The organism is Shewanella sp. 125m-1 (assembly GCF_052977065.1).
This window is the reverse complement of sequence record NZ_JBRILT010000001.1, coordinates 68,889-83,138: the sequence shown is the minus strand read 5'-3', so window position 1 is coordinate 83,138 and position 14,250 is coordinate 68,889. Positions and strand designations below refer to the sequence as shown.

The 14,250-nt window shown below is 43.3% G+C and carries 15 protein-coding genes; 3 read left to right on the top strand and 12 right to left on the bottom strand.

What is annotated here, in order from left to right; all coding sequences use genetic code 11:
- The first annotated feature begins 95 nt into the window (after nt 1-95).
- Nucleotides 96-1,376 carry an HlyC/CorC family transporter gene (locus ACVBIK_RS00365; protein ID WP_447160425.1) on the top strand — a complete coding sequence of 427 codons (1,281 nt, stop codon included), beginning with the start codon at nt 96-98 and terminating at the stop codon, nt 1,374-1,376.
- A 77-nt stretch (nt 1,377-1,453) separates the two neighbouring features.
- Here the strand turns inward: ACVBIK_RS00365 and ACVBIK_RS00360 are convergent, their stop codons facing one another.
- The gene (locus ACVBIK_RS00360; RefSeq protein WP_447168828.1) at nt 1,454-1,993 is read right to left on the bottom strand and encodes an Mpo1 family 2-hydroxy fatty acid dioxygenase; all 540 of its coding nucleotides are present in this window, start codon (nt 1,991-1,993) and stop codon (nt 1,454-1,456) included.
- Between the two features lie 293 nt (nt 1,994-2,286).
- On the bottom strand, nt 2,287-3,297 hold the full coding sequence (locus ACVBIK_RS00355; RefSeq protein ID WP_447168827.1) for a toxin-antitoxin system YwqK family antitoxin: 1,011 nt from the start codon (nt 3,295-3,297) through the stop codon (nt 2,287-2,289).
- Nucleotides 3,298-3,706: 409 nt separating this feature from the next.
- On the opposite strand from ACVBIK_RS00355, the gene ACVBIK_RS00350 reads away from it, so the two are divergent.
- The gene (locus ACVBIK_RS00350; RefSeq protein WP_447168826.1) at nt 3,707-4,648 is read left to right on the top strand and encodes a Dyp-type peroxidase; all 942 of its coding nucleotides are present in this window, start codon (nt 3,707-3,709) and stop codon (nt 4,646-4,648) included.
- 153 nt (nt 4,649-4,801) lie between these two features.
- A complete protein-coding gene (locus ACVBIK_RS00345) occupies nt 4,802-5,308 on the top strand; it encodes a GNAT family N-acetyltransferase (RefSeq protein ID WP_447160421.1) in 507 nt (168 codons plus the stop codon).
- On the opposite strand, the gene acpS is transcribed toward ACVBIK_RS00345, so the two are convergent.
- The 10 genes from acpS to ACVBIK_RS00295 all read right to left on the bottom strand — a co-directional run bounded on the left by acpS (nt 5,275) and on the right by ACVBIK_RS00295 (nt 14,227).
- Complete coding sequence (gene acpS, locus ACVBIK_RS00340; protein WP_447160420.1) at nt 5,275-5,670, bottom strand: holo-ACP synthase; 396 nt, start codon at nt 5,668-5,670, stop codon at nt 5,275-5,277. The two genes, ACVBIK_RS00345 and acpS, sit on opposite strands and share 34 nt — an antisense overlap.
- 111 nt (nt 5,671-5,781) lie before the next feature.
- Nucleotides 5,782-6,519 carry a pyridoxine 5'-phosphate synthase gene (pdxJ, locus tag ACVBIK_RS00335; protein ID WP_447168825.1) on the bottom strand — a complete coding sequence of 246 codons (738 nt, stop codon included), beginning with the start codon at nt 6,517-6,519 and terminating at the stop codon, nt 5,782-5,784.
- A 125-nt stretch (nt 6,520-6,644) separates the two neighbouring features.
- Nucleotides 6,645-7,334 (bottom strand): DNA repair protein RecO, encoded by a 690-nt coding sequence (gene recO, locus ACVBIK_RS00330; RefSeq protein ID WP_447160418.1) that lies wholly within the window; start codon nt 7,332-7,334, stop codon nt 6,645-6,647.
- A gap of 217 nt (nt 7,335-7,551) precedes the next feature.
- On the bottom strand, nt 7,552-8,544 hold the full coding sequence (gene era, locus ACVBIK_RS00325) for a GTPase Era (protein ID WP_447160417.1): 993 nt from the start codon (nt 8,542-8,544) through the stop codon (nt 7,552-7,554).
- Complete coding sequence (gene rnc, locus ACVBIK_RS00320; RefSeq protein WP_447160416.1) at nt 8,541-9,218, bottom strand: ribonuclease III; 678 nt, start codon at nt 9,216-9,218, stop codon at nt 8,541-8,543. Before rnc ends, era begins: the two co-directional genes overlap by 4 nt.
- Nucleotide 9,219: 1 nt before the next feature.
- On the bottom strand, nt 9,220-10,137 hold the full coding sequence (gene lepB, locus ACVBIK_RS00315) for a signal peptidase I (RefSeq protein WP_447160415.1): 918 nt from the start codon (nt 10,135-10,137) through the stop codon (nt 9,220-9,222).
- Between the two features lie 138 nt (nt 10,138-10,275).
- A complete protein-coding gene (lepA, locus tag ACVBIK_RS00310) occupies nt 10,276-12,066 on the bottom strand; it encodes a translation elongation factor 4 (protein ID WP_447160414.1) in 1,791 nt (596 codons plus the stop codon).
- A 132-nt stretch (nt 12,067-12,198) separates the two neighbouring features.
- On the bottom strand, nt 12,199-12,663 hold the full coding sequence (locus tag ACVBIK_RS00305; protein WP_447160413.1) for a SoxR reducing system RseC family protein: 465 nt from the start codon (nt 12,661-12,663) through the stop codon (nt 12,199-12,201).
- Between the two features lie 13 nt (nt 12,664-12,676).
- Nucleotides 12,677-13,609 (bottom strand): MucB/RseB C-terminal domain-containing protein, encoded by a 933-nt coding sequence (locus ACVBIK_RS00300; RefSeq protein WP_447160412.1) that lies wholly within the window; start codon nt 13,607-13,609, stop codon nt 12,677-12,679.
- 12 nt (nt 13,610-13,621) lie between these two features.
- The gene (locus ACVBIK_RS00295) at nt 13,622-14,227 is read right to left on the bottom strand and encodes a sigma-E factor negative regulatory protein (protein ID WP_447160411.1); all 606 of its coding nucleotides are present in this window, start codon (nt 14,225-14,227) and stop codon (nt 13,622-13,624) included.
- Nucleotides 14,228-14,250 lie beyond the last annotated feature (23 nt).

Sequence of the window (14,250 nt, the reverse complement as noted above, 5' to 3'; positions counted from 1 at the left end):
CACCCCTTTGAAAGTTCTGTAATTACTAATTTTTATAGCACTTTATTCAATGTTTATTCGCCTCTATCTTTAAAACAACAGCGGAGCTCCAAAGTTTGGACGATATATCCACTGGCGCACTTTTATCTATTTTGTTCGTCTTGATTCTACTCTCAGCCTATTTCTCAGGCTCAGAAACCGCCATGATGTCGCTCAATCGCTATCGCTTACGCCACCTGGCTAACAGTGGTCATAAAGGTGCCATTCGCGCCATAAAGATGCTTGAACGTCCTGATAGGCTCATTGGCTTAATTCTTATCGGTAATAACTTAGTTAATATTTTGGCCTCAGCCATCGCAACCATTATTGGTATGCGCTTATTTGGTGACATGGGGGTCGCCATTGCCACAGGTGTATTAACGTTAGTCGTGTTAGTCTTTGCTGAAGTCACCCCAAAAACCGTTGCGGCTCTTCACCCTGAACGTATCGCATTCCCCTCTAGCTATATCCTTCGCGTGCTATTAGTCATATTGTCGCCCTTCGTTAAAGTTGTAAATTTCATTACCTCAAGCTTCTTACGTTTACTCGGGATCCGATCTGTTAAAGCCGATGATGCTTTGAGCCAAGAAGAACTGCGTACAGTTGTGAATGAGGCGGGCGCCTTAATCCCTCGGCGTCACCAAGAGATGTTATTGTCGATTATGGATCTAGAAAACGTCACTGTAGATGACATCATGATCCCGCGTTCAGACTTATACGCTATCAACATTAATGATGATTTTAAGAGCATTAACAAACAAGTTATTCAAAGCCCGCACACCCGTGTTTTACTCTATCGAGACACCGTTGATGATGCCGTTGGTTTTGTGCATTTACGCGATGCACTTCGTCTGCAATCTAAGGGACAATTTAGTAAATCATCATTACTTCGAGCAGTAAAGGAGCTGTATTTCATTCCTGAAGCCACACCTCTTAACGTGCAATTGTCTAATTTTCAGCACAATAAAGAACGTATTGGCCTTGTGGTCGACGAATACGGCGATATTCAGGGCTTAGTGACATTGGAAGATATTTTAGAAGAGATTGTAGGAGACTTTACCACCTCAATGGTGACCACCGCGAGTGAGGATATCACCCAACAGCAAGATGGTAGTTATCTGATTGAAGCGAGTATCAACATCCGCGACTTAAACAAAGAGATGGCTTGGCACTTTCCGATTGATGGACCTAAAACCATTAACGGCCTAGTCCTTGAATATCTCGAAGAGATCCCTGAACCAAACACATCAATGCGTTTGTACGGTTACCCGCTAGAGGTCATTGATGTTGCAGACAACATGATAAAAACAGTCAGAGTGTTGCCGCAGCATTATCAGTCACCTAAAAAAGATAAATAATCGTTTATCCAGATTGACATAAAAAAGGCGCTGTTAGCGCCTTTTTTATGGGTGAGCGACTCAATCAAACAAGTTAATTAAGTCGTTTTTTTAGCTGTTTCTATCGCTCTACGTTTATCTCTGGCCATAGGCGTAATCTCTGCTAACAAGCTCTTTTCCATACCCAGCATAAAATAAATCTCTGCCATTAAGAAAAAAGGTCCAATGAGCAATTGATTAAGATCATCTACAAATGCAGGCTTGGCTTTTTCATAGTGGTGGCCAATAAACTGAATGACCCAACCAACAAAAAATACAGCAACAGCAATCCATAATGCACCTGGCATTTGCGCCACCAGACTTGAAGTGTAAAGCACTGGAATAATAAACAGGGCTAAGCCAATCGCTAATCTAAAGTGCAAAAACACGTAATAGATGAGTACCCCAACAGCAAAAATAGTCGCAATATTAAAGCTGATCACCGGGTCATTAAACACCGCAAAGTTTAGCGGGATCAAATTGAGTAATAAAAACAATGACCAGATAATCAGTGGGATCCCAATAAAGTGGGTCTTAATGTTTTTCGGGTTTAAATGCACACTCTTATAGGTCGATAACTGCTCTTCGGCGGATTTCATCTGTTCTTCTCCATATAGGCTTGCCAGTATAAAAACTTGGCTGAACCTTAGTTTCTAACGTAACGATTGTATTTGGTTCAACTTGTTACGAGTCTCGCAAATATCGCGATAACCTCTTCTCAGGCTCAGTCCCGTTAACCGCCAACAAATTTAACTAAATATTAACCTAATGGATCTTGTCACATTTTAATAGCGTAAAAGTTCAAAAGAGCTTTTTATGGTTGGCTGACTCTCCAATAAAGCAGCTTATGCTAAGTCGCCGCCCTCAGCAGAGGATAGAGTTCATCTAGCAGCTAGTCCGTCGTTGAATAGGTCACCCATTTAGCAGAGTCATCATCATAGTAGCTTTCCTGTGTGACCTTACCTTTGCCATCAAGCTTTTTAATCACCACCGCCAGGCCATTCTCATCATAGATTTTAATCTGTTTATCTGTCACCACACCGTTGACATAGGTACGCTTGAATATTAACTGACCATTACAGTGATATTTAGCAAACTCGCCATCTTCTAAGCCCATATTGTAATGCTCGCGAGAATCAACCCGACCATTTTCACCACAAAAGGTTAACTGCACCCCATGGCGAGTACTTAACGGGTTATAGCCATAATGCTCCTCTGAGCGCCGCTTGCCATCTGAGCCATAGGTTTCTAATATCCCGCTGTTACTTGCTCTGTCGTAGTTAAATTTACTTCTTAAACGGCCACTACGATAGTAAGTTTTCTCATTAAGTTTTTTATAATCTGCATAAATGAATTCACTATTACTCTCAAGCTCGCCGCTTGCATAATAGTCCTTGTGACGCTGGCGCTTTTCACCATCAACAAAATAATACAGGCGCCATTCTCGGCCTTTTTCATAACTGATACTCTCGACTTCTTTGTCGCCTTCAAATCGCTTATAGCTGAGGATTACGCCCTGCTCATTATAAAGCCAGTGCTCCGTTTTTACGCCTGCTTGGTAAAACCTCACCCATTGCGGCTTTCCTGTAGTCGAAAAGTGGTAACTAATCTGTTTTCCATCTAACTTACCTGCCTTATACCAAGCGGTTTCAGTCAGTTGATTATTGAGCGTCGAGAAGCTATAGCCGTGCTCGAGTCCATCTTGATACTGAGTCACTCTATAAAACGCCTTGCCATAAGCATAATTAGTCGCTATGCCAGTAAACAGCTTGCCTCGATAAGACTCAGGGCAATCACTTTGATATTGCGCGCTGCAGCGAGTTTGCTCTAAATCGTCCTCACTAACCGGAAGCTGTATATCATTGCCGCATGCCGATAGTAACCACACACTTATCAGCAGCATTAATAGGGACGTTATTCGCTTTAATCTTTGGGTATACAGCATAATCATTACTCAATGTGGTTAGAGGTATTTGGCTGGCAAGCCTAATACACAAAATAAAACACGTTGATAAAACATCAACTTAAACAGCTGCACAATACACAGAGTTAACTGGGTTCTCAAACTGCCTTGGCAATTACGCTGACTTTATTGGCAGTTTCGCAACTCAAATCACTATATTCTGTCAAAGTTAGCCAAAACACCCATCCTCAGGCCGCTCCAAGGCAATGATTAACGCTAGTTAATTTCACTTCCACAATTAAAAGCGTATAGTTTTTAAGTACTCCAATCAGTTCCGCTACACTCTTTATTATGGAACTATCTTATTATAGAACCATCACAGCAAACCATATCTGATGAGGAAAACTCAATGACACAGCTCTGTTCACTCGCACAATCAGGCGTTTTATCTAATCCAACATCTCATGTGGAATACCTCACTTTCTGCCTAAAAGATCACTCAGACCTTGCAAAGCAAATAGGCGATGGTATCGCTGCGATAAATGGCATTGAGAAGTCGATTAATCAAAAAGACTTAACTGCAGGGTTAAACATATCCATTGGTTTTTCCGCAAATGCTTGGCCACAACTATTTCCAGATCAACCTATGCCTGCAGAGCTACATCAGTTTCCAGCCATGAGTAACGGCGAACGGCAGTTCCCCTCAACCTCTGGTGATATTTTTGTGATGATTAAGTCAGAGCGAATCGACTTGAACTTTCAGGCAGCGAAATACATCCGCAATGGTTTTGAGGACATTGCAACACTGAGCGAAGATATTCAAGGTTATAAGTATCTAGATAATCGCGACATGATTGACTTTGTTGATGGCACAGAAAACCCTACGGGTAATGAGCGCGTAGAGTCAGTATTAGTTGCTGGTGACATTGCATTGCACCAAGGCGGCAGTTACTTGCACGTACAGCGCTATATTGACCGCCAAGCAGATTGGGATAAGCAGTCAACAGAATACCAAGAACAGGTTGTTGGCCGTACCAAGATGGATAACGTTGAGCTAAGTGATGAAGCAAAACCTGCTTGGGCGCATAATGCTAAGAGTAAAGTTGAGATTGATGGTGAAGAAATTAAAATGCTTAGACAAAACCGTCCATACGGCAATGCGATGGAGCACGGTACTATGTTTGTTGGCTTTGCCGCCACACCGTCTATTATTGAAACCTCTCTAAGCCAGATGATCCATGCCGACGAGAATGGCCACTATGACCGCCTACTCGACTTTGTAGAAGCCAAAACAGGGTGTTTATTCTTTATGCCATCTAAGGCTTTTTTAGATCAATTTGACGACGAATAAATACTTCACTACTCACCCTGACGTTACGTTGAACGTTAGGGTGAGTTGATTCTTTTTATCACCGTTTTTAAACAAGCCGCTTGAGTCTTAATCAATAAAAGCGTTACTATCCGCGCCCAAACTTTTCCTTTAGCAATTTATTGATTGAGAAAGATGAACTTCTCCTCACCTTTACTGACTATTAAGCCTATCAGCAGTGACAACCTGCCAGTATTACTTACACTACAACTCAAAAGCAATCAATTGGGGTTTATAGAGTCCATTCCTCACTGCCTACAAGAGGCTAAAGAAGACTCTCGTTATACTCCCGTTGCGCTGTGTTGTGATCAACAAGTGGTAGGATTTGCTATGTATGGCTTGTTTCATGAGTCCAAAATGCAGCGAGTCTGGTTCGATCGATTTCTAATCGCTCAAGACTACCAAGGTCGAGGTTTAGGCGAAGCCTTTGCTCAATTGCTGTTAGCGTTTCTATTTAGCCACTTTCAATGCCAGCAAATTTTCTTAAGCGTTTACCCTAATAACCATGGGGCTATCGCTTTATATCGTAAGCTAGGTTTCGAGTTTACCGGCGAGCAGGACATCAATGGTGAGCATGTAATGCTTCTAAATTCATTACAAACTCAAGATCAAGATTCTAAGATCACCGTGGCAGTAGCATAGTGCACCTCATCAGCGATAGAGATGTGTGCATGCTTGCCACCCAATAAAGCTAACCTTTGTGCAGCTCCGTCACTAAAAGCGATAAGTGGTGCGCCATTTTCATTATTGCTGATCTCAATATGCTGAAACGACACCCCGCGGCCAATGCCGGTGCCAAGCGCCTTAGCTGCAGCTTCTTTAGCGGCAAAACGCTTAGCCAGATATCGCCCAGGATGGGATGATGCAATAAAGAGCGTAAACTCGGCTTCCGTTAACACTCGCTTGGCCAAACGACAAGTTAATAACGCGGCATCGCCAGCAGCAGGAATACGCTCCTCAATCCGAGCAATCTCCACAATATCAGTGCCTAAACCTACAATCATAACCTTTACCTATTTAAACGGAGCCAATCTTTTCAGAGCGAATAGCGCTTCTGAATAAACAAAAGCCGAGAACGCATGTCTCGGCTTTAATAAACAGTATTGGACTGCTGCTTATTCGCCGCGACGTCCTTCAAGCATAAGTTGCTTCATATCACGTACGGCTGTAGCTAAACCATCAATGGCTGCACGAGCAATAATCGCGTGACCAATATTTAGTTCGTAGAGCTCAGGGATTGCCGCAATCGCTTTTACATTATGATAATGTAAGCCGTGGCCAGCATTAACAACCAAGCCCTTTCCATGAGCATACGTCGCCATTTCGGTAATACGTTGTAGCTCAGCCGCTTGCTCTATATCGTTTTTGGCATCGGCGTAACAACCGGTGTGAATTTCAATCACAGGTGCGCCTACCGTAACAGCGGCATCAATTTGAGTTTTATCAGCATCAATAAACAAAGATACTTTAATCCCCTCTTGAGTCAGTCGCGCTACCGCAGCTGCAATTTTATCTTGCTGGCCTGCAACATCAAGCCCGCCTTCGGTAGTTAACTCTTCACGTTTTTCCGGTACTAAACACACATAAGCAGGCTTAATATCACAGGCGATATCGAGCATCTCTTGTGTCACCGCCATCTCAAAATTCATACGCGTCTTTAAGGTTTTCGCCAATGTATAAACATCGCAGTCGATGATATGACGACGATCTTCACGCAGGTGAATAGTGATACCTTCTGCGCCAGCATGTTCAGCGACGGCTGCAGCATGAACTGGATCTGGATAGTTTGTACCGCGTGCTTGACGTAAAGTCGCAATATGATCGATGTTAACGCCCAATAAGATCCGGCCCATGATTGTTCCTTAAATAATAAGCTGAAATGAAAGCAGATATTGTACTAATAGGGTGACGGTTTAGCCAGTCCATGGGTAAGAACGGTATTGAATTTATCTTATCTTGTTCTCAGTCTAATCTTATTCTAAGTCTTGTCTTGCTTAATAAACAAGCTTCTCGAGTACAGTGGTTTATCGCCAAGTATTGGCGCGAGCAACTGCCGCATCAATTTTTTTGCCTCGCCATAGTGCTCAGCCGTTAATGTCTGCTGATTTAACGCCACTAACATTTCACCGGTAAAAAACTTATGCTGATTAAACGCTGTGGCAATCACAGGTGTAAAACCATGCGCCTGCTCTAATCGATAAAAGCCACTGGCAGTGATTGGCGCATCACTGGGATCGAAATCCAGTGATGGCATAGTGCCGAGTTCTTTTAAGAGTGCATGTTCGAAATACCGAAGCAAACTTTGATCAAATCGAGTCGCCATACCGATTAAGGTGCGATGGTAATCATAAAACAAGTTCTCAGCGTTATGCTGCCCGCTTAAGCAACGGATCAGTAGTTCATTTAGATACAGCCCCGAATATAGACAATCACCCGTTAGTGGCACAGCCGGGCTTGCAGCTTCTACTTGCTTTAAGTTCTTAAGTTCTGACTTTCCTTGTAACTGAAAAATCAACGGTTGAAAAGGCTGCAAAATACTGCGAATCGAGTTCTTAGCACTACCGAGTCGCGCCACAGCATCGACACGGCCTTTACCGTCAACCAGTAAGTTAACGATGACGCTGGAGTCACGAAAATGTCTGCTGTGAAGAACGTAGCCACGCTCCATGATTATCTCATTCCAATAAGTGAATAAACCAAGACAGTTACTAACATCATAAAGCCAAACCTTGTCGTGACCAAAACTAGTTAACTAGAAAGCTGCGCGATTAAACTGACAGAGCAGAATATAAAAATGCCTCTTCTTATTGCTAAAAAGAGGCACTTTCTCAAATCTAAGTATCGATATAAAGACTGAAATTCAGCCCCGATCGTAAACTTACGCTTTACTCGTCGCCGTAACCTAAGCTACGCAGTGCACGCTCGTCATCAGCCCAACCAGATTTGACTTTCACCCACATCTCTAAGAAAACCTTGTTATCGAACAAGACTTCCATATCAACACGTGCTGCAGAGCTGATCTTCTTGATACGCTCACCTTTGTTACCGATGACCATGCGCTTTTGCGTTTCACGCTCAACAAGTACCAAGGCATTAATCTGATAGACACCGTTTTCCATCATCTTAAACTGCTCGATTTCTACCGTACAATCATATGGCAGCTCATCACCTAAGAAGCGCATTAACTTCTCACGAACAATTTCAGATGCCATAAACTTTTGCGAACGGTCAGTCACATAATCTTCAGGGAAGTAATGTGCCGATTCTGGCAGTGATGCCACAGACATATCGAGAATACGCTGTACGTTAGTGCCCTGCGTTGCAGAGATCGGCAAGATCTCATCAAAAGGAAACTTCTTCGATAATTCTTCAAGATATGGGAATAACGCTTCTTTATCTTTAATATTATCGACTTTGTTGATTGCTAGAATCGTTTTACGGCCATCATCACGGCTCTGAAGCTTACGCAGCACCATTTCATCATCTGGCGTCCAGTTCATACCGTCAACAACAAATACCACTAGAGCGACTTCTGCCAGTGAACTTGCCGCAGCGCGGTTCATCAAACGGTTAATCGCACGCTTCTCTTCCATATGAAGACCCGGCGTATCAATAAACACCACCTGACGCGGACCATCGGTATGAATACCCATGATACGGTGACGAGTTGTTTGTGGCTTCTTAGAGGTAATACTGATCTTCTGGCCCAACAACTTGTTGAGTAGCGTTGACTTACCCACGTTTGGACGACCAACGATAGCGACCATGCCACAATAAGTCACAGCATACTTAACTGCTGATGACGGATTGTTCATATTAGCCAGTAATTCGTCTAAGCTTGGCTCGTGGCTTTCAGGTAAATCTTTGTTGTCACTCATTTCTTCATTAACTCCAACACTTGAGCAGCAGCACTTTGTTCGGCTTTTCTGCGTGAACTGGCTACTCCAACAGCAACTTGGCTCAAGTCTTCAACAATACATTCAACGGTGAAAGTCTGCTCATGAGCATCACCTTCAGTATGGACCACTTTATAAATTGGTAGTGGTTTTCTAAACTTCTGCAAATGCTCTTGCAACAAAGTTTTGGGATCTTTTTGGTTTACAGGCTCAATCACCATTAAACGTGATTCATACCACTTAAGCACTAATGAGCGACACTTCTCAATTTCTGAATCAAGATAAATCGCGCCAATAATGGCCTCCACCGCATCAGCAAGAATAGACTCACGTCTAAATCCGCCACTTTTAAGCTCACCAGGTCCAAGCTTGAGGTAATCGCCAAGCTTAAACTCAATCGCAATTTCGGCCAGCATCTTACCGCAAACCAGTGTGGCACGCATACGGCTTAAGTCGCCCTCTGTCGCTGTTGGAAATTGATGATATAAAGCATCAGAAATGACGATTGAAAGAATTGAGTCCCCTAAGAACTCTAATCTCTCGTTATGCTTATTAGACGCACTACGATGCGTTAACGCCTGGTCTAATAATGCTTTTTCGTTGAACTCATACCCTAAGGTACGGCACAAACGTGGAATATTTTTAATCGGTTCCATATTACTCAATTCCGCCTACACGGTTAAAGCGAACCCCAGTTGGGATCCAGGTCGGCAAAAAGTCCGCTGGTGCTCTGTCAAATTCAAAGCTTATCCAAATAGCGACAGCTTTACCCACTAAGTTCTGTTCAGGAACAAAGCCCCAAAAACGGCTATCCGTACTATTGTCGCGGTTATCACCCATTACAAAGTATTGGCCTTCTGGCACCACAAACTCTGTTAATGGCACGTTTTGCTGACGGAAGTAATGGCTAATTCTATCGGGTATAGATGGGTTGATAAGAATGTCATGACTAATATCACCCAACTGCTCTTTGTAACGAATTAACGGTGTACCATTTTGAGAAAACTCGCCACGATTTACCAAGGCTCTATCAACCATCTTAAGCTCAGGACAAGGACTTTGCCCCTCTGCACACGCTGGCTGGATATAAAGCTCTTTATTTCTGTAAATGATACGGTCCCCCGGCAAACCGATAATACGTTTGATGTAATCGATTTGTGGATTCACCGGATATTTAAATACTGCAACATCACCGCGCTCAGGCTTGCCAGTTTCTTTTAGCGTTGTACGCCATACAGGATCTTTAATCCCGTAACTAAACTTCTCAACCAAGATAAAATCACCAACCAGTAGAGTTGGCATCATAGAGCCCGATGGGATCTGAAAGGGTTCGTATATAAAAGAGCGTAAGATCAATACAAACGCGATAACAGGGAAGATAGACTTCGATGTTTCAACTAGTGCAGATTCGCGCATGATCTTATCAACACTTTCTTCACTCAAGTCAGCTTGTGCAGCTTGAGCCATTGCCAACTTTTCACGGCGCTTAGGCGCAAAAAATAGGGCATCAGCCATCCACACTAAGCCACTGCTTAATGTCACTAACACCAATATAAGAGAAAAATAGGCTGCCATTATTAATTAACTCCTGCCGAACATAGTCAGTTTTATGGCAAAAATGCCATTGTCATTAAGGTTATACGCCAGTAATGAAAGCGCCGCAAATTGCGGCGCTCAGTCTAGCGATATATTAACAATTCTTAACGAATTAGTTTAATCGTTAAGCTTCAGTACCGCTAAGAATGCCTCTTGTGGCACTTCAACGTTACCAACTTGCTTCATACGCTTCTTACCTTCTTTCTGCTTGTTCAGTAGTTTCTTCTTACGAGATACGTCACCACCGTAACATTTAGCCGTTACATCTTTACGCATAGCCTTAATCGATGAACGAGCGATGATCTGGCTACCAACAGCCGCTTGAACCGCAATATCAAACATCTGACGAGGAATAAGCTCTTTCATCTTATTCACAAGGGCGAGACCCTTAGAGCGGATCAATCCTTTATGAATGATCATCGCTAACGCATCGACTCTGTCACCGTTAATCAAGATATCTAGACGTACCATGTCAGCAGGCTCAAAGCGGATAAAGTTATACTCAAGCGATGCGTAGCCACGACTGGTTGATTTTAGACGGTCAAAGAAGTCCATTACCACTTCAGCCATTGGCAATTCGTAGGTCAAAGCCACTTGGTTACCGTGGTAAACCAGGTTAGTTTGTACGCCACGTTTTTCAATACATAAGGTAATAACGTTACCTAAATACTCTTTAGGTACCAGAATGTTAGTTTCAACAATCGGCTCACGCATTTCGGCGATGTTATTTATCGCTGGCAGATCAGATGGGTTATCGACATAAATAGTCTCACCATTGGTCTGAACAATTTCATACACTACTGTTGGTGCTGTAGTGATAAGCTCTAGGTTATATTCACGCTCTAGACGCTCTTGAATGATCTCCATATGGAGCAGACCCAAGAAGCCAATACGGAAACCAAAACCTAGTGCAGATGAGGTTTCTGGCTCGAAAAATAGAGATGCATCATTAAGGCTTAACTTGTTCAGCGCGTCACGGAAGTTCTCGTAATCGTCGGTAGAGATAGGGAACAAACCAGCATAAACTTGCGGTTTAACCTTTTTAAATCCCGCTAGTGCTGTTTCTGCGCCGTGCTTAGAGTGAGTCAAGGTATCACCAACGGGGGCACCATGGATCTCTTTAATACCTGCGATAACGAAACCTACTTCACCGGTTTTTAGCTCAGTAGTATCAGTTTGCTTAGGTGTAAAAATACCGACACGATCAGCATTATAGTTCTGCCCTGTAGACATCACTTTAAACTTATCGCCCTTCTTTAATACGCCATTTTTAATACGTACTAAAGACACGACGCCTAAGTAACTATCAAACCAAGAGTCGATAATCAGCGCCTGAAGTGGTCCTTCTGGATCGCCTTGTGGTGGTGGGATCTGCGCCACAATCACTTCTAGAACGTCTTTAATGCCGATACCGGTTTTAGCAGAGCAACGCACAGCGTCTGTCGCTTCAATACCGACGATATCTTCAATTTCTTCAGCGACACGGTCTGGATCAGCCTGCGGTAGATCGATCTTGTTCAGAACAGGAACTACGTCCATATCCATCTCAAGAGCGGTATAACAGTTTGCTAGGGTTTGTGCCTCAACGCCTTGACCCGCGTCAACCACTAATAATGCGCCTTCACATGCTGCAAGCGAACGTGATACTTCATACGAGAAGTCAACGTGGCCAGGCGTATCAATGAAGTTTAACTGGTAAGTTTCACCATCATTGGCTAAATAATCCAAAGTGACACTTTGGGCTTTGATGGTAATGCCGCGCTCACGCTCAATGTCCATCGAGTCGAGAACCTGTGACGCCATTTCACGATCAGTTAAGCCACCGCATTCTTGAATAAGGCGATCTGAGAGTGTTGATTTGCCGTGGTCAATATGGGCAATAATTGAAAAGTTTCTAATATGCTTCATTATGCTGGGATGACTTAACTCGAAGTTGATAAAAATTTTAAAGTGCAGAATTGTACCCGATCGCAGCTTTAATACCAATTTTTATAGTGTGATTACTGAGGAAAATAACTAATGGACTGTAATATGGTGTAGTTAATTAGTTATCTCGATTGGCTTGCCTAAGGACTTGATGATAACAGGCTGCGCCTGTGCTTCTAATCTCTTGGCCGCTTTTTTGCCGATGGCCCAGAAACAGAAGCTACCGCCTAGCGCTCCCGATATCGATAACAGATCGGAAGCACCGCCCAATAATGAGCCGATTTGGTTTGCGCCAAAGGCACCAATAAATAAACCGATTAGCGGTAAAATATAGACTAGCGTTGCCGCTTTTAAGATCACACTTTCTGGTAAACCCAGTTTTAAGCGCTCACCTTTAATAAACTGCTTATCACTTTGAATTGAAAAGCGTTGTACTTTAGGAGCAAAAGCTTTTGACACAGCAGAAGTGCCACAGGAATCGCCACTCTCGCAGTGATTACAGGCACTTTTCATTTCAACTTCTACAACGACCCAACCAGAGTTGCCATTGGCGACAACTCTAGCGACTTCTTCCATCATGATAACACCTTCATTATTGCAACATGATGCTTTTAGCAATTCGGCTTAACGTTTCAGCGGGGACTTTACCGACAGCGACCACCTCAGCATTACCGACTCGCTCGGTAGCTAGAGATAGGCCATTACGGGTAACTAACTCTTCAGGTAGTGGTGCTTCACCGGCCTTAGCCACATAAACAGATATATTGGCTAATCCATCACTAATGGCAATGTATTCTACCGCTTCTTTGCTACCGATTAACCTATGCTGATCTTTGACTAACACTTTAAAACCTGCAGGTAGCCAACTAAATTGCCAATTCTCACCACCCTCTCGGTCTGATTGAGACATTACGGCTGGCCACTCTTGCTTATAGGCTTCTTTTAAAATAGCAGGGACTTCATCAAGCACTAGCAACTCAACAACTAACAGCTGCTCCAGTAGTTGTTTGTCGCCGCTTATCATATCGAAACGCAGCGGCAAATAGGTATCCATATCTAACCAGATCTGGTATCCATAGCGATTGTTATCGTTAGGGATAATGCGCACAAGTTGTCCAGGCCGACCCGCTATTCGGCTTCGTCCGCCTAAGACAAATTGATAACCGGCTTCAAGCTTAGAGACGTCGTCGGCAAACGCGCTAGGTATAACCCCTTGAATTCGAGATGCATACACGCTGTAAGCAGGTTGGTCATGCTCGATAAAAGTGACAGTATTTCCCACTCGCACAGCATTTTTAGGCGGTCCGTTTAGATGCTCTAAAAAAGCCACTTCTTCGTCATTAACTTTACCGTGTACATAAACCAGCGGGCGGATATGATCAGCTTGAAGTTGGATAAGAGATATTTTAAATTCTTGTTCTCGCAGGGCTTGGCTCATATTTTCTAGCCAAGCTTTGGCGGGCATATCTTCCCGCGCCATCGCGGGAAAACTCATGGCTAAAATAGCCAATAGGATTAGACGCAAGCTAACTCCTCATTATTGAGCAACAGGTGTGGTATCGACCTCACTATTGTCGTCGATATTCACTCCATTATTCAATCTTTGTTGCAACATATGATCTTGGATATAGGCATTAATACGGCGACGCTGGTCGACAACCTGATCATTAGTATAACTTTGGTTCTGCTGTACGGCACCAGTTTGTAGGCTAACTGGAGATGCACTACCAATTAATGGGCGCGTATTAAGCACAGGCAACGGAGAGTTGTCCATTAATGTATCTTGGTTATAGTTTTGCACACCGACAACCGCAACCATAGCAACAGTAGCAGCAATAGCGTATTGGCCAAATTGCTTAAACAGTGGAATAACTTTACCACTCGATGTGCTTGTTGACGCCTTAGCTGCAATAGTTGGCTGAGGCGCAACAATTGCAGGCTCTTCATCAATAGCAGCCATAATGCTAGCGCTAAGATCCAAAGACATCGTCTTTGGCAGCTCACCACGCATCGCATCACCAATCATATGATAATCACGCCACTGCTCATGTGAATCTGCGTCAGCCGCTAATTCAGCTAACGTGTGCTCATCAATTTCACCATCGACAGCAGCAGATACCCATTCCTGACCTAATTTATCCATTATTCACCTATCTTTATTTAAGA

Bases quoted from the DNA above. Each gene is read 5' to 3' on its own strand.
- ACVBIK_RS00305 (WP_447160413.1), bottom strand. From the start codon at position 12,663: ATGATGGAAGAAGTCGCTAGAGTTGTCGCCAATGGCAACTCTGGTTGG.
- recO (WP_447160418.1), bottom strand. From the start codon at position 7,334: ATGGAGCGTGGCTACGTTCTTCACAGCAGACATTTTCGTGACTCCAGC.
- rnc (WP_447160416.1), bottom strand. From the start codon at position 9,218: ATGGAACCGATTAAAAATATTCCACGTTTGTGCCGTACCTTAGGGTAT.
- ACVBIK_RS00355 (WP_447168827.1), bottom strand. From the start codon at position 3,297: ATGCTGCTGATAAGTGTGTGGTTACTATCGGCATGCGGCAATGATATA.
- lepB (WP_447160415.1), bottom strand. From the start codon at position 10,137: ATGGCAGCCTATTTTTCTCTTATATTGGTGTTAGTGACATTAAGCAGT.
- ACVBIK_RS00360 (WP_447168828.1), bottom strand. From the start codon at position 1,993: ATGAAATCCGCCGAAGAGCAGTTATCGACCTATAAGAGTGTGCATTTA.
- pdxJ (WP_447168825.1), bottom strand. From the start codon at position 6,519: ATGGGCCGGATCTTATTGGGCGTTAACATCGATCATATTGCGACTTTA.
- era (WP_447160417.1), bottom strand. From the start codon at position 8,544: ATGAGTGACAACAAAGATTTACCTGAAAGCCACGAGCCAAGCTTAGAC.
- ACVBIK_RS00350 (WP_447168826.1), top strand. From the start codon at position 3,707: ATGACACAGCTCTGTTCACTCGCACAATCAGGCGTTTTATCTAATCCA.
- ACVBIK_RS00295 (WP_447160411.1), bottom strand. From the start codon at position 14,227: ATGGATAAATTAGGTCAGGAATGGGTATCTGCTGCTGTCGATGGTGAA.
- lepA (WP_447160414.1), bottom strand. From the start codon at position 12,066: ATGAAGCATATTAGAAACTTTTCAATTATTGCCCATATTGACCACGGC.
- acpS (WP_447160420.1), bottom strand. From the start codon at position 5,670: ATGATTGTAGGTTTAGGCACTGATATTGTGGAGATTGCTCGGATTGAG.
- ACVBIK_RS00345 (WP_447160421.1), top strand. From the start codon at position 4,802: ATGAACTTCTCCTCACCTTTACTGACTATTAAGCCTATCAGCAGTGAC.